General features: G+C 55.5%; 29 protein-coding genes. 22 read left to right on the top strand and 7 right to left on the bottom strand.

The annotated features are described in order from the left end of the window. Window positions 1–2 precede the first annotated feature (2 nt). Window positions 3–2,714 (bottom strand): TonB-dependent receptor plug domain-containing protein, encoded by a 2,712-nt coding sequence (locus E2H98_RS03770; RefSeq protein ID WP_133587957.1) that lies wholly within the window; start codon window positions 2,712–2,714, stop codon window positions 3–5. A gap of 385 nt (window positions 2,715–3,099) precedes the next feature. Here E2H98_RS03770 and E2H98_RS03765 point away from each other — a divergent pair, with 385 nt between their 5' ends. The 13 genes from E2H98_RS03765 to rpoS all read left to right on the top strand — a co-directional run bounded on the left by E2H98_RS03765 (window position 3,100) and on the right by rpoS (window position 14,158). Further along, window positions 3,100–3,504: a winged helix-turn-helix domain-containing protein gene (locus E2H98_RS03765; RefSeq protein WP_133587955.1), complete on the top strand. Its 405-nt coding sequence runs from the start codon at window positions 3,100–3,102 to the stop codon at window positions 3,502–3,504. Window positions 3,505–3,663: 159 nt separating this feature from the next. After that, on the top strand, window positions 3,664–5,295 hold the full coding sequence (locus tag E2H98_RS03760; protein ID WP_133587953.1) for a CTP synthase: 1,632 nt from the start codon (window positions 3,664–3,666) through the stop codon (window positions 5,293–5,295). 5 nt (window positions 5,296–5,300) lie between these two features. Beyond that, window positions 5,301–6,146, top strand: coding sequence for a 3-deoxy-8-phosphooctulonate synthase (gene kdsA / locus E2H98_RS03755; protein ID WP_133587951.1), 846 nt, complete (start codon window positions 5,301–5,303; stop codon window positions 6,144–6,146). 51 nt (window positions 6,147–6,197) lie between these two features. Further along, window positions 6,198–7,481, top strand: a complete 1,284-nt coding sequence (eno, locus tag E2H98_RS03750) for a phosphopyruvate hydratase (RefSeq protein WP_133587949.1) — start codon at window positions 6,198–6,200, stop codon at window positions 7,479–7,481. A gap of 271 nt (window positions 7,482–7,752) precedes the next feature. Continuing rightward, entirely contained in the window at window positions 7,753–8,106 is a 354-nt protein-coding gene (locus tag E2H98_RS03745) for a PadR family transcriptional regulator (protein WP_198325230.1), read from the top strand. After that, window positions 8,103–9,089, top strand: a complete 987-nt coding sequence (locus E2H98_RS03740; RefSeq protein ID WP_133587945.1) for a hypothetical protein — start codon at window positions 8,103–8,105, stop codon at window positions 9,087–9,089. Before E2H98_RS03745 ends, E2H98_RS03740 begins: the two co-directional genes overlap by 4 nt. A gap of 82 nt (window positions 9,090–9,171) precedes the next feature. Further along, a complete protein-coding gene (locus E2H98_RS03735; protein WP_133587943.1) occupies window positions 9,172–9,447 on the top strand; it encodes a septum formation initiator family protein in 276 nt (91 codons plus the stop codon). Between the two features lie 2 nt (window positions 9,448–9,449). After that, window positions 9,450–10,166, top strand: a complete 717-nt coding sequence (gene ispD / locus E2H98_RS03730) for a 2-C-methyl-D-erythritol 4-phosphate cytidylyltransferase (RefSeq protein ID WP_133587941.1) — start codon at window positions 9,450–9,452, stop codon at window positions 10,164–10,166. A 21-nt stretch (window positions 10,167–10,187) separates the two neighbouring features. Continuing rightward, a complete protein-coding gene (gene ispF / locus E2H98_RS03725) occupies window positions 10,188–10,682 on the top strand; it encodes a 2-C-methyl-D-erythritol 2,4-cyclodiphosphate synthase (RefSeq protein WP_133587939.1) in 495 nt (164 codons plus the stop codon). Between the two features lie 42 nt (window positions 10,683–10,724). Then, a complete protein-coding gene (gene surE, locus E2H98_RS03720; protein WP_133587937.1) occupies window positions 10,725–11,480 on the top strand; it encodes a 5'/3'-nucleotidase SurE in 756 nt (251 codons plus the stop codon). Window positions 11,481–11,506: 26 nt separating this feature from the next. After that, window positions 11,507–12,145 (top strand): protein-L-isoaspartate(D-aspartate) O-methyltransferase, encoded by a 639-nt coding sequence (locus E2H98_RS03715; protein ID WP_232475459.1) that lies wholly within the window; start codon window positions 11,507–11,509, stop codon window positions 12,143–12,145. Further along, on the top strand, window positions 12,145–13,053 hold the full coding sequence (locus tag E2H98_RS03710) for a peptidoglycan DD-metalloendopeptidase family protein (protein WP_133587933.1): 909 nt from the start codon (window positions 12,145–12,147) through the stop codon (window positions 13,051–13,053). Before E2H98_RS03715 ends, E2H98_RS03710 begins: the two co-directional genes overlap by 1 nt. A gap of 127 nt (window positions 13,054–13,180) precedes the next feature. Next, on the top strand, window positions 13,181–14,158 hold the full coding sequence (gene rpoS / locus E2H98_RS03705; protein ID WP_133587931.1) for an RNA polymerase sigma factor RpoS: 978 nt from the start codon (window positions 13,181–13,183) through the stop codon (window positions 14,156–14,158). 68 nt (window positions 14,159–14,226) lie between these two features. On the opposite strand, the gene E2H98_RS03700 is transcribed toward rpoS, so the two are convergent. From E2H98_RS03700 to E2H98_RS03685, 4 genes are read right to left on the bottom strand one after another with little or no spacing between them, the layout of a single operon-like run. Then, window positions 14,227–15,198, bottom strand: a complete 972-nt coding sequence (locus E2H98_RS03700; RefSeq protein WP_133587929.1) for a hypothetical protein — start codon at window positions 15,196–15,198, stop codon at window positions 14,227–14,229. A 15-nt stretch (window positions 15,199–15,213) separates the two neighbouring features. Continuing rightward, complete coding sequence (locus tag E2H98_RS03695) at window positions 15,214–15,480, bottom strand: BolA family protein (RefSeq protein ID WP_133587927.1); 267 nt, start codon at window positions 15,478–15,480, stop codon at window positions 15,214–15,216. After that, complete coding sequence (locus E2H98_RS03690) at window positions 15,480–15,779, bottom strand: YciI family protein (protein ID WP_133587925.1); 300 nt, start codon at window positions 15,777–15,779, stop codon at window positions 15,480–15,482. Before E2H98_RS03690 ends, E2H98_RS03695 begins: the two co-directional genes overlap by 1 nt. Before the next feature lie 3 nt (window positions 15,780–15,782). Further along, window positions 15,783–16,364, bottom strand: a complete 582-nt coding sequence (locus tag E2H98_RS03685) for an inner membrane-spanning protein YciB (RefSeq protein ID WP_157591232.1) — start codon at window positions 16,362–16,364, stop codon at window positions 15,783–15,785. 75 nt (window positions 16,365–16,439) lie between these two features. Between E2H98_RS03685 and E2H98_RS03680 the strand changes: the two genes are divergently transcribed. The 5 genes from E2H98_RS03680 (at window position 16,440) to E2H98_RS03660 (ending at window position 20,029) form a co-directional block, all read left to right on the top strand. Next, complete coding sequence (locus tag E2H98_RS03680) at window positions 16,440–17,270, top strand: PHP domain-containing protein (RefSeq protein ID WP_157591231.1); 831 nt, start codon at window positions 16,440–16,442, stop codon at window positions 17,268–17,270. 28 nt (window positions 17,271–17,298) lie between these two features. Further along, window positions 17,299–17,937: an L-threonylcarbamoyladenylate synthase gene (locus tag E2H98_RS03675; RefSeq protein WP_133587919.1), complete on the top strand. Its 639-nt coding sequence runs from the start codon at window positions 17,299–17,301 to the stop codon at window positions 17,935–17,937. Next, a complete protein-coding gene (locus E2H98_RS03670) occupies window positions 17,918–18,364 on the top strand; it encodes a GNAT family N-acetyltransferase (RefSeq protein ID WP_198325229.1) in 447 nt (148 codons plus the stop codon). Before E2H98_RS03675 ends, E2H98_RS03670 begins: the two co-directional genes overlap by 20 nt. Before the next feature lie 85 nt (window positions 18,365–18,449). After that, entirely contained in the window at window positions 18,450–19,202 is a 753-nt protein-coding gene (locus E2H98_RS03665; protein WP_133587917.1) for a substrate-binding periplasmic protein, read from the top strand. Between the two features lie 74 nt (window positions 19,203–19,276). After that, window positions 19,277–20,029 (top strand): substrate-binding periplasmic protein, encoded by a 753-nt coding sequence (locus E2H98_RS03660; protein WP_133587915.1) that lies wholly within the window; start codon window positions 19,277–19,279, stop codon window positions 20,027–20,029. Between the two features lie 18 nt (window positions 20,030–20,047). On the opposite strand, the gene E2H98_RS03655 is transcribed toward E2H98_RS03660, so the two are convergent. After that, window positions 20,048–20,287 carry a hypothetical protein gene (locus E2H98_RS03655; protein ID WP_133587913.1) on the bottom strand — a complete coding sequence of 80 codons (240 nt, stop codon included), beginning with the start codon at window positions 20,285–20,287 and terminating at the stop codon, window positions 20,048–20,050. After that, the gene (locus tag E2H98_RS03650; protein WP_133587911.1) at window positions 20,284–21,540 is read right to left on the bottom strand and encodes an MgtC/SapB family protein; all 1,257 of its coding nucleotides are present in this window, start codon (window positions 21,538–21,540) and stop codon (window positions 20,284–20,286) included. The genes E2H98_RS03655 and E2H98_RS03650 overlap by 4 nt, the downstream gene beginning before the upstream one ends. Before the next feature lie 190 nt (window positions 21,541–21,730). On the opposite strand from E2H98_RS03650, the gene E2H98_RS03645 reads away from it, so the two are divergent. The 4 genes from E2H98_RS03645 (at window position 21,731) to rluB (ending at window position 26,319) form a co-directional block, all read left to right on the top strand. Then, window positions 21,731–22,945 (top strand): tryptophan--tRNA ligase, encoded by a 1,215-nt coding sequence (locus E2H98_RS03645; RefSeq protein WP_408634859.1) that lies wholly within the window; start codon window positions 21,731–21,733, stop codon window positions 22,943–22,945. A gap of 39 nt (window positions 22,946–22,984) precedes the next feature. Further along, complete coding sequence (locus E2H98_RS03640; RefSeq protein ID WP_133587907.1) at window positions 22,985–23,842, top strand: segregation and condensation protein A; 858 nt, start codon at window positions 22,985–22,987, stop codon at window positions 23,840–23,842. Continuing rightward, the gene (gene scpB / locus E2H98_RS03635; protein ID WP_133587905.1) at window positions 23,839–24,618 is read left to right on the top strand and encodes an SMC-Scp complex subunit ScpB; all 780 of its coding nucleotides are present in this window, start codon (window positions 23,839–23,841) and stop codon (window positions 24,616–24,618) included. The genes E2H98_RS03640 and scpB overlap by 4 nt, the downstream gene beginning before the upstream one ends. Before the next feature lie 402 nt (window positions 24,619–25,020). Then, window positions 25,021–26,319: a 23S rRNA pseudouridine(2605) synthase RluB gene (gene rluB / locus E2H98_RS03630; RefSeq protein WP_133587903.1), complete on the top strand. Its 1,299-nt coding sequence runs from the start codon at window positions 25,021–25,023 to the stop codon at window positions 26,317–26,319. Window positions 26,320–26,331: the final 12 nt, after the last annotated feature.

The following is a 26,331-nucleotide window of genomic DNA, read 5'->3' as shown; positions in this document are numbered from 1 at the left end:
GATCAGAAGCTTTGCTGATAGTTCAGGTAAACCATGGCGCCACGGGCATCATGCACCGTGAAATCATAGTTGGCGTTGAACGTCGTGCTCTTCTGATTAGTGAACGGAGGATCTTCGTCGGTGCAGTTCTGGCAGCCTACGCGGATCTGGGCTCCGATGTTCGGCAGTGAGTAAGCGTACTGCAGATCAAAGGTGTTCCATTCATCAACGACGAACGGTCCGGGTGTTGCTGCATTTTCGGCGGCATCATCATCGTAGTCGGAAATGTAGTGCCACACCACATAGACTTGATGATCACCGTTGACCCAGTTTAGCCCCAAATTATTGCGATACTGTGGTAATGACTGAATCTGGTTGTTGCCGGCTCCTTCGATCGGCTGCCCAGGTGCGGTGACCAGTTCCAAATCAAATTGATCAAGATAGGTCAAGTCATTGGTCAGCGTAAATGTACCGGCGCCAGTTTCCCAACGATAACGCAGGTTGAAATCGGCGCCTTTGACGGTTTGCGAATCGCCGTTGATGTAGCTGTTCAGGATGTACTCGATTGTACCCGGAATACCCAAGGCTGTATCAGCGGGCGTTGCCGGCGCGCGGAATACCAATGACGGGACATTATTCAAAATGAAATTCAATGATGGCTGGGTAATGATGTCTTCGTAATCGTATTGGAACACATCAATGCCCATCGACAAGCCATCTACCGCATCCGGCGACCAAATTACCCCGAAGTTGGTGGACTCCGATACTTCCGGCATCAGGCTGACGTTGCCGCCATTTTCGACGCGAATTTGCGCGGCGCAATCAGAAGCCAAGCCGGTGACTGGACAGCGGATCGGATCAACCAACGTTGGGAATGATGATGTGGCGCCGTTGAATAATTCCGGTAACGACGGCGCACGGAATGACTCGCCCCAGCTCGCGCGCACCAGCCAATCGTCACCAATATTCCATTTCGCGCCAATTTTCGGCAGTGTCTTGGTGCCAAAGTCGCTGTAGTCTTCGTGACGACCTGCGATTTGCACTTCCAGACCTTCTACTATCGGAAGCGAAAATTCGATATAGGTTGAGGTTTGATCTCGTTGTCCATAAGTGTTGGCCGATGAACCGGTACCCAACAAGTTGCCGTCGTTGCGTTGCTTGTCGGCTTCGGCGGCATAGGATTGTTCGCGATATTCGACGCCAATGGCAACACCAACCGGACCACCCGGCAGTTCGAACAGCGTGCCGTTCGATGCGCTCCAGGTTAAGCCTCGCTCGAAACTGTCGTTGAATTGATCGTAGATGAATGACATCCAGTCGATCAGTTCCTGACTATTACTACCGTTATGAGCGGCGCCACCGAACGGGTTGTAATACAGATTACCATTTGGACCGCCGCGACCAAGCAGTGCCGCCTGGAAGCGGTCCTGCAGAATAGAGTTGCGGTTGGCGACCAATACTTCGCTACGGGTGAAGTTCCAGGACAACTGGCTGTCCCAATCTCCGATCAAAAATTCCAGACCGACGACTGCACGCGTGGCATTTGTGGTGATTTCCTGACGGCGATCGCCGGCATCAATCGGGCGGTAACGCACTTGCAAATCAACACCATAAGGGTTGTTCGGGTGGTCGGCCGCAATGAACGGAATATTGGAAAAATTCAGTACGGCCAGTTGCGCCGGTGTCAGCTCGCGCTGCCAGATACCGCCGGCGGTAAATGTAGCCGGCGCTGGTGCCGAAACGTTCATATCGTGTTTGCGGTTATACATGAATTCGGCAAAGGCGGTGATGTTGTCGCTGATCTCGCGATGACCTGTGACGAACAAGCCGGCACGTTCTGTTTCCGGCGAAAGATTGATGTGTTCGTTGAAGTTATAGCGGCAGAAGCCTCCCGTTGGTCCTTCCGAGGCGCCTAATCCACACTGTGCATCCGAAATCCAGGCACCGGTCACGAGATTACGATAAGTGCCGGGAGCGGCAAAGGTGCTGGTCAGGTTGGCACCCTGTGGCGTAAAGCTTGAATCGGCGCTGGCCGAGAAATCACGATCCGATAGGGTTTGCGCGGAAATTTTTTGGTAGCTACCGACAACCGTCCAGGCGCCTTTGTCACTGACGGTGCCGGAAACAAAACTGAAGGTATTGTCGGCGGCATCGGTTTCAACGGTGTTCTTGTGGCCGATATTGACTTCGGCGCCTTCATATTCCTTGCGCAAAATGATGTTGACGACACCGGCTACGGCGTCGGCGCCGTAAATTGCCGACGCGCCATCTTTCAGAATGTCGATACGCTCAATGGCTGACATCGGAATCGAGTTGATATCGACAAAGGTGCTGACAATGTTCTGTGCCTGACCATGCGGCGCGACGCGACGGCCGTTGATCAGCGTCAATGTGGCGCCTACACCTAGACCACGCAAGTTGAACTGACTGGTGCCGTTGGCAAACGAGTTGGTAAAGGTTTCCGGCAAAGTGCCGGCGTTGATGGTTAAGTTTCGGACTAGATCGGAAACGGTGGTGTAACCACCTTTCTCGATATCGTCGCGGCTGATGGTCAGTATCGGTGATGTGCCTTCGATATCAACGCGTTTGATATGGGAACCGGTGACGATGATGCGTTCAGCTGCCTTGTCGTCCTCTGCGGCGAGCGCCACAGTACTGACCAGTGAACCGGTCAGCGCGACCAGCACAGCATTACGCACGGCGGAATAGTGTTGTGGTGTTCTTGGGTTTTGCATTGTTGGGTTTCTCCTGCGTGTGAGTTCACCAGCGGCAGAAAAATGCGGCGGGGCATTGAAGGACAGATCAGAAAACAACCAGGGAAGGTGTTCGGATTTGCCCCGCCTTGATCAGGCCGAGAATAGCTGGGCCGAATACTGCACTGACTACCGCTTAGTGCCGGACAGAGCGTGCCGTGTCTGCCATACAGAAGCCCATAGAAAAAATATTGAATCTTTATTGAATGTGAAAATTACTATTTTTTCTGGTGATCTTTGTCAACAACCATTTCTGTTTGGTTTGCGTCATAGCGAGAGATGGTACTAATCACTTTTCCAGTCGGAATTTTTTCATCGTTATGTTCCAGTTCGATGTGCAACAGTAAGCAAAAGAGAGGAGTGCGCGATGCAGCTACAGCAAAGACAATGGCAGTTGGGAGCCTGGTTGATTGACGAAGGCCGGCAGCAGGTTTACTCGCACGGATGCTGCCAACCGATTCGAAAGAAGCTGTTGTCTGTGCTGGTGTGTTTAATTGAGCACTATCCGAACATGGTCGAGTCGGAATATCTGATTGAGAAAGTCTGGGGTCCTTATGCCTGCGTTGAACGGGCAGGCATTAACCACGCGATTTGGTCAATTCGACAACTGCTTGGTGAATCGGCGTCTGCTGATCCAATCATTGAAACGATTCCTAAACGTGGATATCGATTGGCTCTTGCTCCGCAACGCTTGGAGTCCAAACCCGCCGTGGGTCCTTCGTTGGCGCGTGTTCCGATAAGCCCGAAAGCCTCTATGTCGATGACGCGTTGAGCGTCATCGCTGGTCTCCGGCTTTGGTCGGCAACCCAATCTTTCCCCATTGCCGTTTGCCGCCCCCCTGTCAATTTTGCTAAACTTTGCCCCCGTCCTGGGGTTCCTATAATTTCTTTTCCCCCCTTCCTTTTTCTTTGACTGCGAGCAGAGTGCAGCCATGACGCGTTTTATTTTCGTAACGGGCGGTGTCGTTTCTTCTTTGGGCAAGGGTATTGCGTCGGCGAGTCTCGCGGCCATTCTTGAGGCCCGTGGCCTGAAGGTCACCCTGTTGAAGCTGGACCCGTATATCAATGTTGACCCGGGTACCATGAGCCCGTTCCAGCACGGTGAGGTCTATGTCACCGATGACGGCGCCGAGACCGACCTGGATCTGGGGCACTACGAGCGTTTCGTTCGTACCCGGATGTCCCGTCGCAACAGCGCCACGACCGGAAAAATCTATTCAGAGGTACTACGCCGTGAGCGCCGCGGTGACTATCTTGGTGCGACGGTACAGGTCATTCCGCATATCACGGACGCCATCAAGCAGACCGTGATCGCAGCCGGCGAAGGCTATGACGTGTGCGTCACCGAAGTTGGCGGTACGGTCGGCGATATCGAGTCGCTGCCGTTCCTGGAAGCCATCCGCCAGCTCGGTTATGAGCTTGGTCGCGAGCGAGCTGCGTTCATGCACCTGACGCTGCTACCTTATATTGCAACGGCCGGCGAGTTGAAAACCAAGCCGACCCAGCACTCAGTCAAGGAACTGCGCAGCCTCGGCATCCAGCCGGATATCCTGATCTGCCGCTCCGACCGCACACTGCCAGCCGGCGAGCGAGCCAAAATTGCGCTGTTCACCAATGTCGAAGAAAAAGCCGTTATTTCGCTGAAGGACGTCGACAGCATTTATCGTATCCCGGCTGTACTGCATTCGCAGGGACTGGACGAACTGATTTGCCAGCGCTTCAAAATTGACGCGGCACCGGCCGACCTGACCGAATGGGAGCAGGTGCTGTACGCCCAGGCCAATCCGAAAGGCGAAATCAATATCGCGATGGTTGGCAAATACGTGCACCTGACCGAAGCTTACAAATCTCTGACCGAGTCGTTGAAACACGCCGGTCTGCAGGCCCGCCAGGTGGTCAACATTCATTACATCGATTCGGAAGAAATCGATCGCAATGGCGTCGAGTTGCTAAAAACCGCTGACGCTATTTTGGTGCCGGGTGGTTTTGGTGAGCGTGGCATCGAAGGCAAGATCAAGGCGGCCGAATACGCCCGTGAAAATAAGGTGCCTTACCTTGGCATTTGTTTGGGCATGCAGGTTGCGGTCATTGAGTACGCCCGCCATATCGCTGGCATGGCTGGCGCTCACTCCACCGAGTTTGATAAAGAGACGCCATACCCGGTGGTCGCGATGATCACGGAATGGCTGGATAAAGATGGCTCGGTGCAGCAGCGCACGGCCGCCAGTGATTTGGGTGGCTCGATGCGTCTCGGTGCCCAGGAGTGTCTGTTGAAAGCCGGTTCTTTGGCGCGCGAAGCCTACGGCAAAGACAAGATCACCGAGCGTCATCGTCACCGTTACGAAGTCAACGACAACTACATCGACAAGCTGGCCGAAGCCGGTTTGGTGATTTCCGGCCGTTCCGTCGATCAGAATCTGGTCGAAATGATCGAACTGCCGGATCATCCTTGGTACCTCGCCTGCCAGTTCCACCCGGAATTCACTTCGACGCCGCGCGATGGTCATCCATTGTTCACCGCGTTCGTCAACGCGGCGGTCACTCACAAGCAGCAGGGGGTATAAACCTGATGGCGCAGAAAATTGTTGAATTTGCCGGCATCAAAACCGGCAACGATCTGCCGTTTGTGTTGTTCGGCGGCATGAATGTGCTGGAGTCGCGCGACATGGCGATGCAGGTCTGCGAAGCCTACGTCAAGGTCACGCAAAAACTTGGCATCCCTTACGTATTCAAGGCGTCGTTCGACAAGGCCAATCGCTCGTCGGTCAACTCTTATCGCGGCCCTGGTCTTGATGAAGGCCTGAAAATTTTTGAAGAGCTGAAAAAGACCTTCAAAGTTCCGGTGATCACCGATGTTCATGAACCACATCAGGCCAAGCCGGTGGCCGAAGTGGCCGACATCATTCAGTTGCCGGCGTTTCTGTCACGTCAGACTGACTTGGTTGTTGCGATGGCAAAAACCGGCGCCGTCATCAACATCAAGAAAGCGCAATTTCTGGCGCCGCAGGAAATGCGCCATATTCTGAAAAAATGCGAAGAAGCGGGTAACGACAAACTGATTCTTTGTGAGCGTGGATCGAGTTTTGGTTACAACAACCTGGTCGTTGACATGCTCGGTTTCGGCATCATGAAAAAATTCGACTATCCGGTGTTTTTCGACGTCACCCACGCGCTGCAAATGCCGGGTGGATTGACCGAAAGCGCTGGTGGTCGTCGCGCGCAAGTATCGGAATTGGCACGTGCCGGCATGGCGGTCGGACTGGCCGGGCTTTTCCTGGAAGCGCATCCGGAGCCGGAAAACGCCAAATGCGATGGCCCGTGTGCGCTGCGCTTGTCGAAGTTGGAGCCGTTCCTGGCTCAGGTCAAAGCGATCGACGATTTAGTGAAAAATTTTGCACCACTGGAAACGGCGTAAAAGGTTTGTGGTTACTGATTTAATCGGTTAAAGGCATAAAAGGAAGCATCAATGGCAAGCATCAAACACATTATCGGTCGCGAAGTGCTGGACTCGCGTGGCAACCCGACCGTCGAAGCAGAAGTGATTCTCGATAACGGCATGCGCGGCGTGGCTTGCGCACCGAGCGGTGCCTCCACCGGTTCGCGCGAAGCGCTGGAACTGCGCGACGGCGACAAAGCCCGTTATCTCGGCAAAGGCGTACGCAAAGCTGTGTCGCATGTCGACACGGTCATTCGTGAAGCGCTGATCGGCAAATCGGTGTTTGAACAAGCCGCGATCGACAACTTGATGATTTCGCTGGACGGCACCGATAACAAAGGCAAGCTTGGCGCCAACGCTATTCTGGCTGTGTCGCTGGCCGTTGCCAAAGCGGCTGCCAATGCCAAAGGCGTCGGCTTGTATCAATACCTGAATACCTCCGGCAAATTCATCATGCCGGTACCGATGATGAACATCATCAACGGCGGTGCCCACGCTGACAACAATGTCGATATCCAGGAATTCATGATTCTGCCGGTCGGCGCGTCAAGTTTCTCGGAAGCACTGCGTTACGGCGCCGAAGTTTTCCACGCGCTGAAAGCCGTGTTGAAAGCACGCAAGCTGAATACTGCGGTTGGCGATGAAGGCGGTTTCGCGCCGGATTTGAAGTCGAACGAAGAAGCCGTCACCTGCATTATTGAAGCAGTGGAAAAAGCCGGCTACAAACTCGGCAAAGATATTTACCTTGGCCTCGATGTCGCCAGCTCAGAATTCTACAAAGAGGGTTACTACCACCTCGAAGGCGAAGGCAAATCGTTCAGCTCGGCAGAATTTGCTGATTACCTCGCTGACTGGTGCGATCGTTACCCGATTATCTCGATTGAAGATGGCATGGACGAAAGCGATTGGGGCGGCTGGGATCTTCTGACTAAAAAGCTCGGCAATCGCTGCCAGTTGGTCGGTGACGATCTGTTCGTGACCAACACCAAAATCCTGCAGGAAGGCATCAACAAGCACATCGCCAATTCAATTCTGATCAAGGTCAATCAAATCGGTTCACTGACCGAAACGTTGGCTGCGATCGACATGGCACACAAAGCCGGTTACACAGCCGTCTCTTCGCACCGTTCTGGCGAAACCGAAGACGTCACGATTGCCGATCTGGCTGTTGCTACCGGCTGCGGTCAAATCAAGACCGGTTCGCTGTGCCGTTCTGATCGCGTCGCCAAGTACAACCAGCTACTGCGTATTGAGCAGGAGCTCGGCGACAAGGCCATTTACGCTGGCCGATCGGCGTTCCCGCGCCTGAAGTAATTCGGGTCGCTAAAACAAAACAAACGCAGCTTCGGCTGCGTTTGTTTTTTTCCCTCAGGGCAATTTGTCTTCCCTGACTACGTCCGACCTTGTTCCTGTTATTTGCCCTCATAGCAACGCTTTCTCGTTGCCTCTTGACCAGCTCCGTCCGCTTCCGGCCTCCCGCTAAGCAAAATTTCCAGAGATACTTGACGATATACACTATGTAACATACAGTATGCATCATGTACTGTGTGATAAACAGTGTATGCCGCCAAGTATGGGAGCTGCTATGGAACAGGGCATTCAGGACAAATTGCTGCAGGAGCTGCGCCGGGGTTCGCTGATTCTGGCGGTGCTTGGCCAGTTGCGGCAGGAGCATTACGGCTATTCGCTGCGCAAAGCCTTGAACGATCAGGGTCTCGAAATCGATGAAGGCACGCTGTATCCACTGGTGCGCCGCCTGGAATCACAGGGGCTGTTGAACAGCGAATGGCGGGAAGAGGACAAGCGCCAAAAACGCTTTTACCGCTTATCAGAAAGCGGAGTGCAAGTGCTTGAGCGCTTGATGATCGACTGGCGTCAGTTGAACGACAGCATCGAACGGATTGTGAAGGAACCCCATTTTGAAGGAGAAGTGCCATGAGCCTGTTGGACAGTTACCTGGAAGCGGTCCGAAGCTATCTTCCGCCCACCGCAAAAGACGACATCATTGAAGAGTTACGCGATGAGTTGCGCTCACAGGCCGAAGCTTGGGAGCAGCAGCGCGGCGAGCCTCTGTCGGAACAGGACTGGCACAAGTTGCTGCTGCAAGCCGGCCATCCAGCCAGTGCTGCCGCCAAGTTTTATGAAGCGGAGCCGTTACTTGGCAATCACATGTCAGGACTATTCTGGCTGGCCCTGAAACCGCTGGCTTACGTTCTGATTGGTATCTATACCGCGATTGCCGTGTTCAACGTTTTCGGTGGCCAGAATTTGATTCAGGCCATTATCCAAGGCGCCAGCCAAGCCTCCTGGGCATTTGTTTTCGGCATCGGTGCATTGGTGTTGACGCTGGCGGTGTTGGAGCGCCAGCAAATCCGTTTTAATGTCTTCGGTCATTGGCATCCTTCGCGTTTGCCGCGCGACCCAAAGCGTTACGTTATTGCCCGCTCGGAAAGTATGTTTGAGATCATTTTCGGGGTGATCTTTATCGCCTGGTGGTTGGGTCGCATAGAGTTCATGAATATGTTCCCGATTGATCATCTGGAATTCGATGTCTCCTTGTCGACCGCCTGGCACCCATACTTTTATCCGATTCTGGTGTTGTCGATTATTGAACTGGGCGCGGCGCTGATCAATTTCGCTCATCCGGTACGGACCAGAATCAAGGCCATTGCCCGGCTGGCGGTCAGCGCCGTCACTTTGTTTATTGCTTATCAATTGTTGATGGCCGATGCGCTGCTGACCGTTACCGGCCCGACCGATGCGGTCGAAAACTTTACCCGGGTCAACTATTGGATGGAGCGTTCGGTCGATTTCATTCTGGTGGCTATCGTGGTGGTTTACCTGTTTGAGATCGGATCGGATCTGCGCCTGTTGCTGAGCAAACCTTTCGGGCGGATGTCAGCAGAAAAGTCGCAAGCTTGATGTGATTGGCGATGGCGCGGTGGTAGTCAAACCCGCGCCAATTCTGCGATACTGCGCCCGGTGCAACCCAAGGGAAATGATCATGAAAGTGGTGGCGGTGGTATTCCTGCTGATGTTCTGCGCGTTGCAGGGCCGGCTATGGTATGGCCACGGCAGCATCGCCGAGCTGCATCAGTTGCATGCCCGCATTGAACAACAAAAAGCCGAAAACGATTTACTCAATGAACGCAACGCGTCACTGCGGGTTGATATTGTCGATTTGAAAACCGGTCTCGATGGCATTGAAGAACGCGCCCGCCATGAGCTGGGCCTGGTCAAAAAAGGCGAAGTGTTTTACCGCATCGTCGACGGTAGATAAGCATGCGTTGTTGGGCCATTATTCCGGCGGCAGGTTCCGGCTCCCGGCTCGGTGCCGATCGACCCAAACAATATTTGTCACTGCACGGCGCCACGGTTCTTTTCCATACCCTGTCTTTTTTTCTCGCTGATTCCCGTTTCAGTCAGGTGCTGGTAGCACTGGCTGCTGATGATCAGCTTTTTCGGCATTCCGATGCTGCCGCGTTGCCGGTGCAAACCGTCGTTGGTGGCGATACCCGCCATGCGTCGGTGCTGGCAGCGTTACGGGCATTGCAGGGGCGAGCAGAGGATCATGATTGGGTATTCGTTCATGACGCCGCCAGACCGCTATTGCTTGCCTCCGATCTGCAACAGTTATTCACTACACTCAAGGACGCCGAAACGGAAAATTTTGCCGGTGCGATTCTGGCCGTGCCGGTGGCCGATACGCTGAAAAGAGTGGCGAACGATGGCACGATTGAAGCCACCGTCGATCGCCAAGGTTTATGGCGGGCGATGACGCCGCAAGTGTTTCGTTTTCAGGCGTTACTGACCGCGTTGATCTCGTCCGAGAGTCGCGCGATTGCCGTCACCGATGAAGCGTCGGCGATGGAAGCGGCTGGTCATACCGTGCGCATCGTTCGTGGTCGTGATGACAACATCAAGATCACTCAAGGCCAGGACTTGATGATCGCCGAACAGATTTTTGCCTGGCAGCGTCAGCAGGGCTGGCGTGACTGAAATAATGAAAGGTAGCAACGAATGAGTTTTCGAATCGGTCATGGTTTTGATGTGCATAAATTCGGCGGTGACAAACCGCTGATCTTGGCCGGCGTCAGCATACCCGGTGCGCAAGGTGTGCTGGCCCATTCCGATGGCGATGTCGTGCTGCACGCGCTGTGCGATGCTCTGCTCGGTGCTGCCGGTCTTGGTGATATTGGCGAGCACTTTCCCGACACCGACGAGCGCTGGCGCGGTGCTGACAGTCGTGCGCTACTGGCCCACGTGATGACGCTGATCGCCGAACAGGGTTGGGCGGTCGCCAATGTCGACATCACCGTCGTGGCGCAAACGCCTCGGCTCAGTGGCCATAAATCGGCGATGCGCAGGCAGGTAGCCGAGGATTTGGCGCTGCCGGAATCGGCGGTCAACCTGAAAGCCACGACCACCGAAGGGCTAGGCTATATCGGCCGTAAGGAAGGCATCGCGGTGCACGCCGTTGCGCTGTTGATGGCCAAGGCAGTTGCAAGCCGCTGATGGCGCGGTAACATGTGCGCCCGTTGTTGTCGGTGAGCTGTGATGCGAATTCTGCTGAGTAATGATGATGGTTATTTTGCGCCAGGCCTGAAAGCGTTGCATGACGCCCTGCGCGAATTGGGCGAAGTTACCGTGGTGGCGCCGGATCGCAATCGCAGCGGTGCCAGCAACTCGCTGACGCTCGATACGCCGATCCGCTATCACCTGAGCGTCGAGGGTTTTTTCGCGGTGACCGGTACGCCGACCGATTGCGTGCACTTGGCCACCCACCGCTTGATGCCGAAGCCGCCAGATATCGTGCTGGCCGGTATCAACAACGGCGCCAATCTTGGTGATGATGTCATTTATTCCGGCACCGTCGCAGCGGCGATGGAAGGCCGTCATCTCGGTTATCCGGCACTGGCAATGTCGCTGGTTGGCCCGAAATGCGAGCACTATGAAACCGCGGCAAAAGTGGCGCTGAAGCTGGTCAAGCAACTGAAAAGCCGTTCGCTGGCTCATAATCGGATTCTGAACGTCAATGTGCCGGACCTGCCCTACGATCAATTGGCCGGCATCAAGGTGACAAGGCTTGGTCACCGGCATAGAGCCGACACGATTATTCCGGCGCACGACCCGAAAGGTCGGGATGTATACTGGATTGGCCCGCCGGCCGAAGGCGATGACGCCGGCGAGGGCACTGATTTCCATGCAATAGAAAATGGTTGTGTTTCCGTGACGCCGCTGCACGTGGACCTGACCGCCTACAGCAGCATGGACAAGTTGAACGACTGGATTGGGGCGATGTCATTACCATGAACGCAAGCAGTATTCGAGGGATAGGCATGACATCCGAACGCACCCGCCAGCGGCTGGTGCAGCGCCTGCAGGAAAGCGGCATCAGCAACCCGATGGTGCTGGCCGCAGTGGCGGCCACGCCGCGCCATATATTCGTTGATGAAGCCCTGGCGCATCGCGCTTATGAAGATACCGCCTTACCAATCGGCCGAGGCCAAACCATTTCACAACCGTTTATCGTTGCCCGGATGACCGAACTGATGCTCGATGCCGGTCCGGTCAAGAAAGTGCTGGAAATCGGCACTGGCTGCGGTTATCAAACCGCCGTGTTGTCACAGCTGGTTGACGAGATTTACACCATCGAGCGCATCGGCGCGTTGCAAGATCAGGCGAAAGAAAGGTTGCAGTCGATGGGCGTTGAGGGCGTGTATTTCCGTCACGGTGATGGCTTCCAGGGCTGGAAAGAACACGCGCCGTTCGATGCCATTATCGTCACCGCGGCGCCAATGGCGGTACCGCAAGCCCTGTTCGATCAACTGGCCGAAGGCGGCCGGATGATCATCCCTGTGGGTCAGCACAGCGGTGTCCAGGATTTGATGCTGGTGGAAAAACGCAATGGTCAGAAGCAGGTGGCGATGATGGACAAAGTCCGCTTTGTGCCGCTGCAAGCCGGCCCCGTGGAGTAGTGATCAAACGCGTGAAAGCTTGTCGTCTAGCTTCGCTCATTGTTGTCGCGCTGTTGCTGAATGCCTGCGCGGCGCCGCATATTGCACCGGTCGAATCACGGCTGGTGGCTCAGGAGCAGGCGAGTTTTCTCGGCTATCATGTGGTCAGGGCTGGCGAAACGCTGTATTCGATAGCCTTCTCCTACGGCCTTGATTACCGTCAGCTCGCCTCTTGGAACGGCATCGGCAATAATTTCCTGATCTTTCCTGGTCAGCGCTTGAAACTCTCTGGCCCAAGGCTCGCCGAACGTCAAAATAATGGCGAAAACGTCAAAAATCCGTCGAATTCTGAGGGCAGAACCACCACCAATCGGGGCATTTCCTCAACTGGTGGTAGTAGACAACCGACGGCTTCGTCAAGTCAGACCAGTCGTCCGGCAAGCACTTCAGAGTCTCTTCAATCCAACTCTGACAGAAGTACTCACTCCGTCATAGCCTCCAGTCAATCCGCATCATCTGGTACGAATACTTCGATCAGCCAGTATGTCGGGCCCAGCGTCGTCAACTGGCATTGGCCGGCCCCGGGTGAGGTCGTCCAGCGCTTCTCGTCAGCCTCGATGGGCAACAAGGGCCTGAATATTGCAGGGAAAAAAGGTGAACCGGTTCGCTCGGCCGCTGATGGCGTTGTGGTCTATGCAGGGGGCGGTTTGCGTGGTTTCGGGAATTTGGTTATTGTGAAACACAATGACGATTTTTTGAGCGCCTACGCCCACAACAGCGCCCTGCATGTGAAAGAAAACGACGCCGTTAAAGCTGGCCAGTTACTTGCCGATATAGGCGATAGCGGAACTGATCGAGTGCAATTGCACTTCGAGATCCGCTACCAGGGTCAACCGGTGGATCCACTCAAGTATTTGCCGAAACGCTGAATGATAACAGCGCCGGCGATTACTGCAGCAGAGTGAATCCGAATGACTGAAGTAATAGCCGAAGGCCGCCAGACCTCAAGCCTGAAGTCTGAGACGCCCGGCACAATCGCTTGGTGGAGGTACTGTCATGAAAGAGCAGTGGAACAACGACGCTTTGCTGGATGACGATTCAGAAGAATTGGCCCTCCACGACGAGTTCTCAGAAGAGGACTACGACACAGAAGACACTGAGCCCCAGGCTCCCGTCCGGTTCGATCTAACGGAGGACGAGAAAATCATGGATGCTACACAACTCTATCTTGGTGAAATTGGTGCTTCCGCGCTGCTCACCGCCGAAGAAGAAGTCTATTTTTCCCGCAAGTCGCAACGCGGCTGCATGAAATCCAAACAACGGATGATCGAGAGCAATCTGCGCCTGGTGGTGAAAATCGCCCGCCGTTACAACGGTCGCGGCCTGCCACTGCTCGATCTGATCGAAGAAGGTAACCTTGGTCTGATCCGCGCTGTCGAGAAATTCGACCCTGAGCGCGGTTTCCGCTTTTCCACCTATGCCACCTGGTGGATTCGTCAAACGATTGAACGGGCGCTGATGAACCAGACCCGCACCATTCGTCTGCCTATCCACGTCGTCAAAGAATTGAATGTTTACCTGCGTGCCGCTCGCGAGCTGGCGCACAAACTCGATCACGAACCGACCGCCGAAGAAATTGCCGCCAAACTCGGCAAGCCGGTTGAAGACGTGTCGAAAATGCTTGGCCTCAATGAGCGCATCAGCTCGATTGATACCCCGTTCGGCACCGATGGCGATCGGTCGTTGCTCGACACGATCCCGGACGATATGGCCAGCGAGCCGGTTGCCGTGCTCGAAGATCACGATATGCGCAGCAATATCGAGAAATGGCTGAACATGTTGTCAGACAAGCAGCGCGATGTGCTGGCTCGTCGTTTCGGCCTGCTCGAATACGAACCGCAAACGCTGGAAGAAGTGGGTAATGAGATCGGGTTGACGCGCGAACGGGTGCGGCAAATCCAGGTCGAGGCACTGAAGCGTCTGCGCGAAATTCTGCGCGAGCAAAATCTGAATATGGATGCCTTGTTCGAATAACGTTTGAGTACTTGTGTGTGGCCCCGCGATGCGGGGCTTTCTTTTTTTTGCTGCTTACAAAACGCCTATCAGCGCGAGGCTTGGCAGTTTTCGGTTTCTTTACTCAAGCGCACGGCGTCGATATAAATCGTGGTACCGGCAGTTGGCGTGCCCTGGTAGAACACCCGCACGGTACTGATTTCATCGAGACTGATGATGCGCGTCTGCGCGGCATGGGCAATTTTTTCCAGCGGCACTTGCAGATCATTCCAGCCGGGTTTGGCAGTGAAGTTCTGGTTGTAGCGATCGTGATAAGCCTCGCCCATTTGCCGGTGACGGTTATCGTGCACACGCAAGGAAAGCGGTAGCGCTTTCGCTTGTGGGTTGTACACCGACAGACTCAAACAGGCGAGCTCATGCCATTGGCGCGGAAAATAACGTAACGAGGCACCGGCCAGCGGTTGCTCCGGTAAGACGACTTTCAAGGCATGTTTGCCGTCGCGAGCTTGCTCGGCGGAACGGGTGCCGGCCGACCAATTCAGCGTATCGGTCCAATGCTCAAAATCGGACAACACCGGAAAGGCTTTTTGCCGATGCCAATCGGCCGCGAGCATTTGCATCGGTCGAATAAACAATATCGCGATCGCCAGCACGACAATGCTACGCAACACCAAGCGTGGCGCTGTGCTTTGCAGATAATGACGGGCATAAAGCCAGAGCACGGCCAGCACGACGCCAAGCACGTTCATCGCGATATCGCGGCCGCTGGGATTGCGCGCCGTCAGTGACTGCAACCATTCGGTGGCCACCGCGAAAATCAGGAGCGGCGGCAACAATAGCGTCAACCAGACGCGTAACACCGGTGGATGGCGGCCGCTGAGTGCCTGATCAAAGACGACAGTCAGCAGGAAAAATAGCGGCACATGGGCGATATTCCACAGTGCAAACATCGCCCGGGAATGGATCTGCGCAGTATCCAGCACCAACAGCAAATACAACGCCAGCATCAAGGTGATGACCAGCAAGGTCAATCGATGGCGGCGGCTCGGCAGCAGGCGCATGCGTTAAGACCCGTATTACGGTGTGTTGGCCGAAATGCTAAGGGCATGGATGTCTTCATCCATCATCTCGCCGAGCGCCGCGTACACCATGCGGTGTCTTGCAAGTGGTGTTTTGCCGGCGAATTGCGGTGACACGATCTGCACGGCGAAATGGCCTTTACCGGTCAGCGCGCCGGCATGGCCCGCATGCAAATGGCTCTCATCGATGACATCCAGTTGCACAGGCTGTAAGGCCAGTTGCAAGCGACGACGGATTTCTTCAACGCGTTCGGTTTTGTCCATTACGGTAGCACCTTCTTGAACGGTTTGACGGTGACGCGTTGATAGACACCAGCGGCAACGTATGGGTCGCTGTCGGCAAATGCCTGTGCCTCACCGAGTGAAGCAAATTCCGCAATGATGACCGAACCGGTAAAGCCGGCCGGGCCCGGATCATTGCTATCAATCGCCGGGCACGGGCCGGCTAGCAGCAAACGACCTTCATTTTTCAGTTGCTGCAAGCGGGCCAGGTGATTGGCGCGCGCACCCAAACGCTTGTCCAATGCATTCGGATAATCTTCAGCATAGATCAGATAAAACATGGTTTAGTCCTTGCTGTGGTTTTCTGCAGAAGTTTCTGCCGGCAAATACGGCTGCAGTTTCACGAAGGTATAAATCATCACGGCCATTTGAATGACAAACGTGCCGGGAAATTTGAACAGTCCCCAGATGCGATTGTTGCCGGGGAAAAACACAAACGCGATCAACACATTCAGCACACCGGTGATGATTGCGAACCACATCCACAACAGATTCATCTGCTTCCACAGCGCATCCGGTGCCGGCCAACTGATTTTGACCGAGAATTCCATCAATTCGCGCACGGTGTTTTTGTTCAACAGCCAATGGCGCCAGGCGATGATCACCGCGACTACCCAGAAAAAGATCGACACTTTCCATTTGATGAACGCCGGGTCGTGCAGCAGCAGTGTTAAACCACCGAGCGGCAGAACGAAAGCCAAGCCGAACAAATGCATTTTTTCAAAGCGTTTGTGCAGAACATAGTGCACGGTCGTCTGCAGTACCGAGCCGATCATCAGCGCGCCAGTTGCCCAGTAAATATCTTTCAGCAACAGCAGCAGCAAGAACGCGGCGAGCGGGAAAAAATCGATCAGAAATTTCTGCATGGTAAACTGCATGGACTTTTTTATCAGGCCGCGATCATAGGCGAATGAACGTGTGTCCGTCATCCTGGAGTGTTCGTGATCATCGATTTGCATTGCCATAGCCACTATTCCGATGGTGCCTTGTCGCCCGCCGAACTGGTGCAGCAAGCCGAATCTCGCGGCGTCAACGTGCTGGCGCTCTCCGATCACGACTCGGTTGACGGCATCGCGGAAGCCAAGGCTGCCGCCCAATCGCTGAAACTGGTGCCGGCTGTCGAGCTCTCCTGCGGTTGGCAGCACAAGGAGATTCACGTCGTTGGCCTCGGTGTCGATACCGCGTCGACGGTCCTGCAGCAGGGCTTGGCGACTCAGCAGCAGCGTCGCTGGCATCGTGCCGAAGCCATTTGCGCCAAGCTCGCCAAGGACAATATCAACGGTGTTCTGGAGCAGCTCTGCAGCCGCCAAGCCAGCGCACCGACCCGTAGCCATGTCGCTCATGAGCTGGTCGATCGAGGCTTGGTCAAGGATCAGGAGCGGGCATTCAAGCGTTATCTGGGCCGAACCGGTTCCGCCTATGTGCCGGCCGAATGGTGCTCACTAAGCGAAGGCATCAGCTGGATTCGCGAGGCCGGAGGGATTCCGGTATTGGCCCATCCCGGTCGTTACAAGCTTTCTGGCTCCGGTCTGCAAAAGCTGACCGAAGCGTTCAAAGAAGCCGGCGGTCAGGGCTTCGAGCTTTCCTATCCGCAACTGTTTCCGAAAGAAGCGCAACGTATGGCAAAATTGGTACGTTCGCTGGAGCTGTGGGCCAGTCAAGGCAGCGATTTTCATTCTGAAGCGCAGCGCTGGACCGGGCTGGGCAGAATGCCGCCGTTGCCGCCTGCGGTGACCACGGTTTGGCAAGCCAGGCCGGAACTGTTTTCCTAACCCATCCATTGATTTGCCGGAGTGTCGCGTGAGCCGACTGATACAGGTGCATCCGCAAGACCCGCAAGACCGCCTGATCGAACAGGTGGCGGATGTGATTCGCCAAGGTGGCGTCATCATTTATCCGACCGATACCGGCTATGCGGTCGGCTGGCGCATGGACGATAAAGGTGCCACCGATCGCGTGCGTTTTATGCGTGGCCTCGACAAGCACCACCATTTCACGCTGGCCTGCAAGGATTTGTCGGAAATTTCCAATTACGCCCGCATCGACGATCCGGCCTACCGGGTGTTGCGTGCGCATACGCCCGGTCCGTATACGTTCATTCTGCGGGCGACCAAAGAAGTGCCGAAACGCCTGCAACATGACAAGCGCAAAACCATCGGTATTCGCGTGCCGGACAATCGGATTGCCCAGGCGTTGCTGAATGCGCTCGGAGAACCGATTCAGACCACGTCGCTGGTGTTGCCTGACAGCACTGAACTCGGTGCCGACCCGTACGAAATTCACCAGACGGTCGGTAACCAGGTCGATATCGTTGTCGATGGTGGTTATTGCGGTAATGGCGTGACAACCATCGTCGATTTGACCGAAGGTGTGCCGGTATTGGTGCGCGAAGGTGACGGCGACGCGAGTGCATTTCATCGTGAAGACAGCCTGTTCTGATTGGGCGCTTAGTTATCGTGTGGCAACGGTCGCCGATATTCCGGCGATGCACCGGGTGCGCATGGCCGTCAAAGAAAATGTCTTGTCGAATCCGGCGAAAGTCACGCCGGAAATGTATGTGCCGTATTTGCAGGAGTTTGGCAAAGGTTGGGTCTGTGAAGATCAGGGCCAGATACTTGGGCTCAGCATTGTTGATTATCGAAACGGCTCGGTTTGGGCGTTGTTTGTCGACCCGACCGCTGAGCAGCGCGGCATTGGCAAGCGCTTGATGCAGGTGCTGGTGGACGATGCCCGCCGACGCGGTTTTGTTGAACTCAAATTGAGCACCGCTATCGATACTCGTGCTGATCGGTTTTATCTGCGTCAGGGATGGTTACCGGGTGAAGTCGATGCCGACGGCGAGCGGCATTACCGTTTGCCACTGTAAAAATTATTTCCGGCTGTCGTTCTGGTGGCCGTTTCCAAGTTGGACTATGTTGAATAGCAACCGATGACGTAACGCCTGGGTCGTTATGCGCACACTGTGCTTGAGTCTGGCTCTGCTGATGGGCTCCGTTGCCGGCGCGGAGTCGATTAGCTTGCGTGCCGACGTCTGGTTTCCGATGAATGGTGAGGCGGGCGCAAGTCGGCCCGGCTACATGATCGAGGTTGCCGAAAAAGTCTTCGGCGCCGCCGGCTATCAACTTGACTACGGCAATCAGCCTTGGGTGCGCGCGGTACGCGATGTGCGCGAAGGTCTGGCCGATTGTGTTGTTGGCGCATACTGGATCGACACGCCGGATTTTGTGTTCGGTGAAGAACCGCTTGGTATGGACATTCAGGCGTTTTTTGTTCGCCGCGACCATCCGTTTCGTTACCAGGGACAAGCGCAGGATCTGCGCGGATTGCGCATCGGTGTCATTGGCGGTTATGCCTACGGTGAGGAATACGAGCGCTTGATTCAGCTCAGTGGCGCCATCTCGGAGCCGATGAATGATGACAACGCACTGGAGCAGAATATTCGCAAGATGCTGGCCGGCCGTATCGACGCGACATTGGAATCAACATTTGTCATGCAAGCAAAGCTCAAGGATTTGGGCTTGCAACACCAGGTGGTTATGGCCGGCCAGTTTGGTGAGCCGACGCCAACGTATATCGCCTGCTCACCGGCAAAGCCGACATCGAAACACTATGTCACGTTGCTGGATGAAGGTATTCGCGCGATGCGCGCCTCCGGTGAGCTGCAAGTCATTCTGCAGCGCTACGGTCTCGAAGACTGGCAGTAAGCTGGTCACGGTGGCGAGGTTGGCGTCGCTGAACTATCTTTTCCGGGTAGCTCGCTCAGCCTTCGAGGTGGAACATGAACAAATGCGTTCTGTTACTGGCCGTTCTGTGCAGTGCACTCAGCCATGCCGATCAAGTCACGCTGCGGGCCGATGTCTGGTTTCCGATGAATGGTGAGCCCGGCTCGGCCAACCCTGGCTATATGATTGAAGTGGCGGACAAGGCGTTCGCCGCGGCCGGCCATAGCATTGATTATGCCAATATGCCTTGGGAGCGCGCGGTCGCCGAAGTGCGTGCCGGCAAAATCGACTGTGCAGTCGGCGCCTATAAGGAAGATGCGCCGGATTTTGTATACGGTGATCAGCATCTCGGCCTGGATACCCAGGCGTTTTTCGTCAAGAAAGGCACGCCGTTCCGCTACACCGGCAATCTTGAGGATTTGCGAAACGTTTCGATTGGCATCATCGGCGGCTATTCCTACGGCGAGGATTTTGACGAATTCATCAAACAGCCGGGGCTGTCGGTGCAGTCGATCAGCGCGGACAATGCACTGGAGCAGAACATCAAGAAACTGCTGGCCGGTCGTATCGTGACAACGCTGGATTCAGTGCCGGTGGTACGAGCCAAGATCAAGGAAATGGGCGTACAGGATCAGATCGTCATGGCCGGCCAATTTGGTGAACCGACACCGATGTATATCGCCTGCTCGCCAGCGAAGCCGACATCAAAGCAGTATGTCGCGATTCTCGACAAGGGCATTCGCGACTTGCGCGCCTCCGGTGAGCTGAAAAAAATTCTCGACAAATACGGCTTGGAAGACTGGCAGTAAGGTTTTGGTCGCTTGCGATTAGGGTTCACCCCAGGCATCACGCACCAGCTTCCGGTACTGCCGCTCGGCGTTGGTTGATATTTCTTGCGGGTGATGCAGGCTCCAGCGTGCCAACTGCAACTGATGCCGCTGCCGGCTCATTTCACCGCTCGGTAGCTTGTCGTAATCGGCCAGCCAAGGCGCTTGTGCGCGTGGCACATCGAACGGGCAATGGTCTTGATACGGCGTGCCGCAAATCGGGCAGGGCGTGGCAGTCATGAGGCAATCCATCCTATGGCGGCTATCGTCAGTACCAGCAAGCCGGCACTGGCGAGCAATACCGGCCGGCGCAGGCTGCGGTCGCCAAGCGCGACAACCATTCCGGCTTTGGTCAGGGTGTTGGCGAGCGAGGCAAGCAAAATAGCGATGGCGGCCTGGCCTATCGGACTGCCATCCTTGGCCGAGCTGGAAATCGACAGCGTGATGGCATCGACATCGACCAAACCGGCGAGACTGGCGACACCATAAATCGATGAAGGCGGCAGGTAGTGTTCGCTGAGCCGCACGATAAACATGATCGCCGCGAACACCAGCGCGAACTGGGTGGCCTGCCAGAGACTGAACGGGTTTTTCACGTCGACCGCTTTTTCTTCGCTATCGCTTTCATCCTGACGCCAGTGATACCAGGCAATACCGGCGCACGCCGCAGCCAAAACCAAACAAGGGCCGGATAAGACCTTCAGCAACGGCGGGAAAATCAACGTCACGGCAATCAGCATGCGCATGTACATGACCGTCCAGGCCAGCAGAATGCCCGTCGTCAAGCGATGGGCGGCGCTTTTGCCGTCGATGCTGCTGCGCCGGGCCAGCGCCAGCGTCAGCGCCGTAGAAGACACCATGCCGCCGGACAAACCGGTGGCGGCAATGCCTTTGCGGCTGCCGAGCAGACGCATCGCAACATAACCGACCATCGACAGCGCCGAGATCAGAATCGCCAGCAGCCAGACCTTGAACGGGTTGAAGGCCTCCCATGGGTCCAGGGTTTCGTTCGGGATAATCGGCAGGATGATGAACGTGGCGATCAGCAGTTTCAGCCCGGCAAACAGATCATCGGTGCCGATTTTGTGCACGATGCCATGCAAGGGCTCGCGAAACGCCAGCAAGGCCGAGACGGTAACACCGAGCGCGATGGCAATCTCGGTGTAGCCAGTCAGCACGGTGGCGCCGAGCAGGTAGACGATATTGGCCGCGACCAGCGTAGTCAGTCCGGAATCCTGCTCACCAGAAGACAGAAAGCGCGGTGCCATGATAATGATGGTCAGGGCGACCAAGCCGAACAGCAGTAGCCAGCTCTGGTCCATGGTCTGCCCGAGCCAGCCGGCCAGCGCGCCGCTGAGCGCTATCAGCGAAAAGGTGCGCAGTCCGGCGGCGGTGCCGCTCTTGTCGCGGTATTTCTCGCGCTCGACACCAACCAGCGCACCGATGGCCAGCGCGATGGCGAAGCTTTTCAGCAATTCGAGATCAATATTCATCAGGCGGTCGTAACGGCGGCGTCCATGGCCTTAAGCATAGCCACTTCTGGAACAGCGGTCACAGCCGGAATGGCTGGCATTGGCGTGATCGCTCGCCGCACTGGCGCCGGCTGGCTCGCCCGTTATAATGCTCGCTTGCTTTTGGCGCCTCTTTGCGCCTTGTGGAAAATCCTCTTTCAATCAGGAGCTTATCTTGTCCATTTCCGGCACCCCGCGCGTGCTCTCCGGCATGCGGCCGACGGGGCGACTACATCTTGGTCACTATCACGGCGTACTGAAAAACTGGGCCCAACTGCAGCACGAATACGAATGCTTTTTCTTCGCTGCTGACTGGCATGCCCTGACCACCAGTTACGACAACACCCGCGATATCGAAACCAATAGCTGGGACATGATCGTCGACTGGTTGGCCGCCGGCATCAACCCAGGCGCGGCGACGCTGTTTATTCAGTCGCAGGTGATTGAGCATGCCGAGTTGTATTTGTTGCTGTCGATGAACACGCCTCTGCCGTGGCTGGAGCGGGTGCCGACTTACAAAGAGCAGCAGGAGAAAATGCGCGACAAGGATTTGGCCACGCATGGCTTCCTTGGCTACCCATTGCTGCAAGCTGCTGACATCCTGATTTACAAGGCGCAATACGTGCCGGTCGGTGCCGATCAGGTGCCGCATATTGAAATGTCGCGCGAAATTGCCCGCCGTTTTAACCACGCTTACGGCAAAGAGCCGGGCTATGAAGAAAAGGCCGAAGCAGCGATCAAAAAATTGGGCAAAAAAAACGCCAAACTGTATGAAGATTTGCGTCGCAAGTTCAACCAGGAAGGCGATGAGGAAGCGCTCGATACTGCTCGTGCGCTGGTGCTCGATCAAACCGGCATTTCATTGGGTGATCGCGAACGACTGCTCGGTTATTTGGAAGGTGGCGGCAAGATCATTCTGCCGGAACCGGATGCGCTGCTGACACCGGTATCGAAAATGCCGGGTCTCGACGGCAACAAAATGTCGAAGAGCTACGGCAACACCATCGCGATGCGTGAAGAGCCGAAAGACATTGAGCAGAAAATCCGCAAGATGCCTACCGATCCGGCGCGGGTACGACGAACCGATCCGGGCGATCCGGAAAAATGCCCGGTCTGGGAATTCCACAAAATTTATTCGCCGGAAGAAGTGAAAACCTGGGTGCAAACCGGTTGTAAATCGGCCGGTATCGGTTGTATCGAATGCAAGCAACCGGTCATTGATGCCGTTGTTGCGGAAACCCAGGGTTTTTGTGAGCGGGCGAAAGCATTCGACGATAATCGTCAATTGGTCAAGAACATCATCGCCGAAGGCGGTGAGCGGGCTCGCGAAGTCGCGCGCGAAACGATGCAGGATGTGCGCGAAGCGATGGGCCTTTCCTATTGGTAAGCAGACCGTGCAGAGTCATTCGCGGTTGCAGGAAGAATCATGAGTACAGATGAAGTTAGCGATGTTCCGGTATTGGCGCCCGATGGAGCGCCACCGGAAGTCGTGCCGCCGCAGGGCGTGCAGGAAGAAATGTTTGCGCTAGTGCATGGCCAGCCGGTCATGCAGATGCCGAAAGATCTGTACATCCCGCCGGATGCGCTGCAGGTATTTCTCGAGGCCTTCGAAGGCCCGCTCGATTTGCTGCTGTACCTGATTCGCCGTCAGAACATCGATATTCTCGATATTCCGATGTTCGAAATCACCAAACAGTACATCGAATACGTCGAAATGATGAAGGCGATGAATCTGGAGCTTGCGGCCGAATACCTGGTCATGGCCGCCGTGCTTGCTGAAATCAAATCACGGATGCTGCTGCCGCGGCCGCCAAGCGAAGAAGGCGAAGAAGAAGATCCGCGTGCCGAACTGGTGCGTCGCTTGCAGGAATACGAGCGCTTCAAAAAAGCGGCCGAAGATATCGACGAATTACCGCGTACCGGTCGCGATGTTTACCTGGCGAGCTCCGATACGCCGAACCTGGAACTGCACAAACCGCTGCCGGAAGTGGAGTTGAAAGAAGTGCTGCTGTCGCTGCGTGATGTGCTGCGTCGTGCGGAAATGTTCACTCACCACCATGTGCAGAAAGAAGTGCTGTCGGTGCGCGAGCGGATGAGCAAGGTGCTGGAGCATTTGTCGCAGGTGCATTTCACTGAGTTTCAGGATTTATTTACCATCGAAGAAGGGCGGATGGGGGTGGTTGTGACGTTCCTGGCGATCATGGAACTGTCGCGTGAATCGCTGGTGGAAGTGATTCAGTCCGAATTGTTTGGCCCGATTCATGTCAGAGCTAAAGTGCAATGAGCGAAGAGCAAAATGAGTTAATCGTCGAGCGCGAATACGTCGCGATCGATGCCGAAAAACTGCCGCAGATTATCGAGGCAGCGCTGATGGTCGCCGGTCGCACCTTGACCGTTGATGACTTGATCAACCTGTTCGACGATTTTGAAAAGCCGAGCAAGGAAGACGTGCAAAAAGCGCTGGAGCGTATTGCCGTCGAATGCCAGCTGCGCGGTGTCGAGCTGAAAGAAGTCGCCAGCGGATTCCGTTTCCAGGCCAAGCAGGACTACGCCGTTTATCTCGCCCGTCTGTGGGAGGAAAAACCGCAGAAATACACCCGTGCGACACTGGAAACCTTGGCATTGATTGCTTACCGTCAGCCAATCACCCGTGGTGAAATCGAAGAGATTCGTGGCGTTTCCGTTAGCTCGCAAACGATCAAGAGCATGATGGAACGCGAATGGGTGCGCGTCGTTGGTCATCGTGATGTGCCGGGTCGCCCGGCACTGTATGCGACCACCAAGCAATTCCTCGATTACTTCAACCTGAAAAGTCTGGAAGAATTGCCGTCACTCGCTGAGCTGAAAGACCTGGACAACCTGAACGTCGAGCTGAACTTTGAAGAAGCCCGGCAAACCGGCGCCAGCGAAAAGCCGGAAGATGCCGAGCTGGAAAAGGCCGTGGCGATCATGGAACAACAGCAAGCGCTGGAAGCAGCCATGGAAGAGTCGGGCGTTGCCGAGCGGGACAGTGATAGCGATGAAGAGGACGAGCTGCCGCCATCTGGTTCGGTGCATTGATCGGATTGGTTCCGCTTAAATTCGATAAGCAAATCATTATGGTTCGGGGTTGTCCGGGATAAATCCGGACCTACTACCGAGACCGAATGAATCTGGAATAACGAGGTAGGTACGAATTCATTCGCTCACCGGTCATGGTTCGGGGGTGTCCGAATAAATCCGGATCTACTATCGAGACCGAGTGAATCTGGAAAAACGAGGTAGGTGCGAACTCATTCGCACACACCGTTCATGGTTCAGGGTTGTCCGGATGAGTCTGGACCCATAGCCATTGGACGGAGCCGGATAGACAAGCAACCGTATTGCTATCACAGAAGCATCTATACTGATTTCAATCGCCGAGCCATTCGGCCCACTCGCTGCGTGAGCAGCTGGTATTCCCTGATGAAGAAGGAGTTCGCGATGAGCGAAAAACTGCAAAAAGCCCTGGCCCGTTCTGGTTTGGGTTCCCGCCGTGAAATTGAAACCTGGATTGCCGAAGGCCGTTTGTCGGTCAATGGTGAGGTCGCCAATCTCGGCGCCCGAGTAACGATTCGTGATGATATCCGGCTTGATGGCCGTAAATTACGCCTATTACCGGAAACGCTGATCACCCGCAAAGTGCTGATGTATCACAAGCCGGAAGGGCAGGTAACGACGCGCAAGGATCCGGAAGGGCGCGATACCGTGTTCGACAATCTGCCGACCTTGCGCGGTTCGCGCTGGATTGCCATTGGCCGTCTCGATTTGAATACCTCCGGTCTACTGCTGTTCACCAATGACGGTGAGCTGGCCAATCGTCTGATGCATCCCCGCCATGAAGTCGAGCGTGAATACGCCGTGCGTATCATGGGCGAGTTGCAACCGGCGCAGCGCAAAGCGCTGTTGAAAGGCGTGACGCTGGATGATGGTATTGCCGCGTTCAACAGCATTGAAAGCCGTGGCGGCACCGGCGCCAATCACTGGTATCACGTGACGCTGAAAGAAGGGCGTACCCGTGAAGTTCGGCGCATGTTCGAGGCAATCAATTTATTCGTGTCGCGTTTGATTCGGGTGCGCTACGGACCGATTCAACTCGATCCGGGTTTGAAGCAAGCCATGATGCGCGAGCTGGATAAACAAGAGCTCGATGCGCTCTGTGCAATTGTCGGCTTGGAACCGCAGGGTTCGCGTGCTGAGCGGCGCAAGGAAGTGATGCAGGAAAAAGGCCGGCTGCATTCCGAGGAAAAGCAGGAACGCAAACAACAGCGACGCGTGCGTGATGATGAAGCGCCAAAAGCGAAACGCCTGAGCAAGTTGGAGCAGGCCTTGAAAGCAGTTGAAGAGCCGGCAACCATCTCAGCCAGTGCTGGTCGCCGTCGCGCGGCACCGGTGTTGCGTGAAAGTGAAGCACGCAAACTGGCCATCAAAAAGCAGCGCGAAGCGAAAGCCGAAACGAAACCGAAACGCGTTGGTAAAGTGCCGCGTCGTGATGCGGAAACTGAGCTGGAGTCGCCGCGGCGTCGTACGCGCAGCGATAGCGCCAGCATGACAATGAGCCGGGCAAGCGAGCGTAGTCGCGGCGAAGAGCGGGCACCAAAAACCGGTCGCGCCACCGATTTGCGTGGCAGTAAACGCGCCAGTGAAAAGGCCTCTGGCAATCGCGGCACACGCACACACGCCGGTCGTGAAGGTTCGGCCGGCTCGCGTGCAGCGCGCGACGTCAAGAAACCACGCCGCTGAGTCATAAGCCAT

Origin of the sequence: Permianibacter aggregans (genome assembly GCF_009756665.1) — a bacterium.
Taxonomy (GTDB): Bacteria; Pseudomonadota; Gammaproteobacteria; order Enterobacterales; family Permianibacteraceae; genus Permianibacter; species Permianibacter aggregans.
Note: the sequence above shows the minus strand (reverse complement) of the source record. Positions and strands in the feature narration are given on the sequence as shown.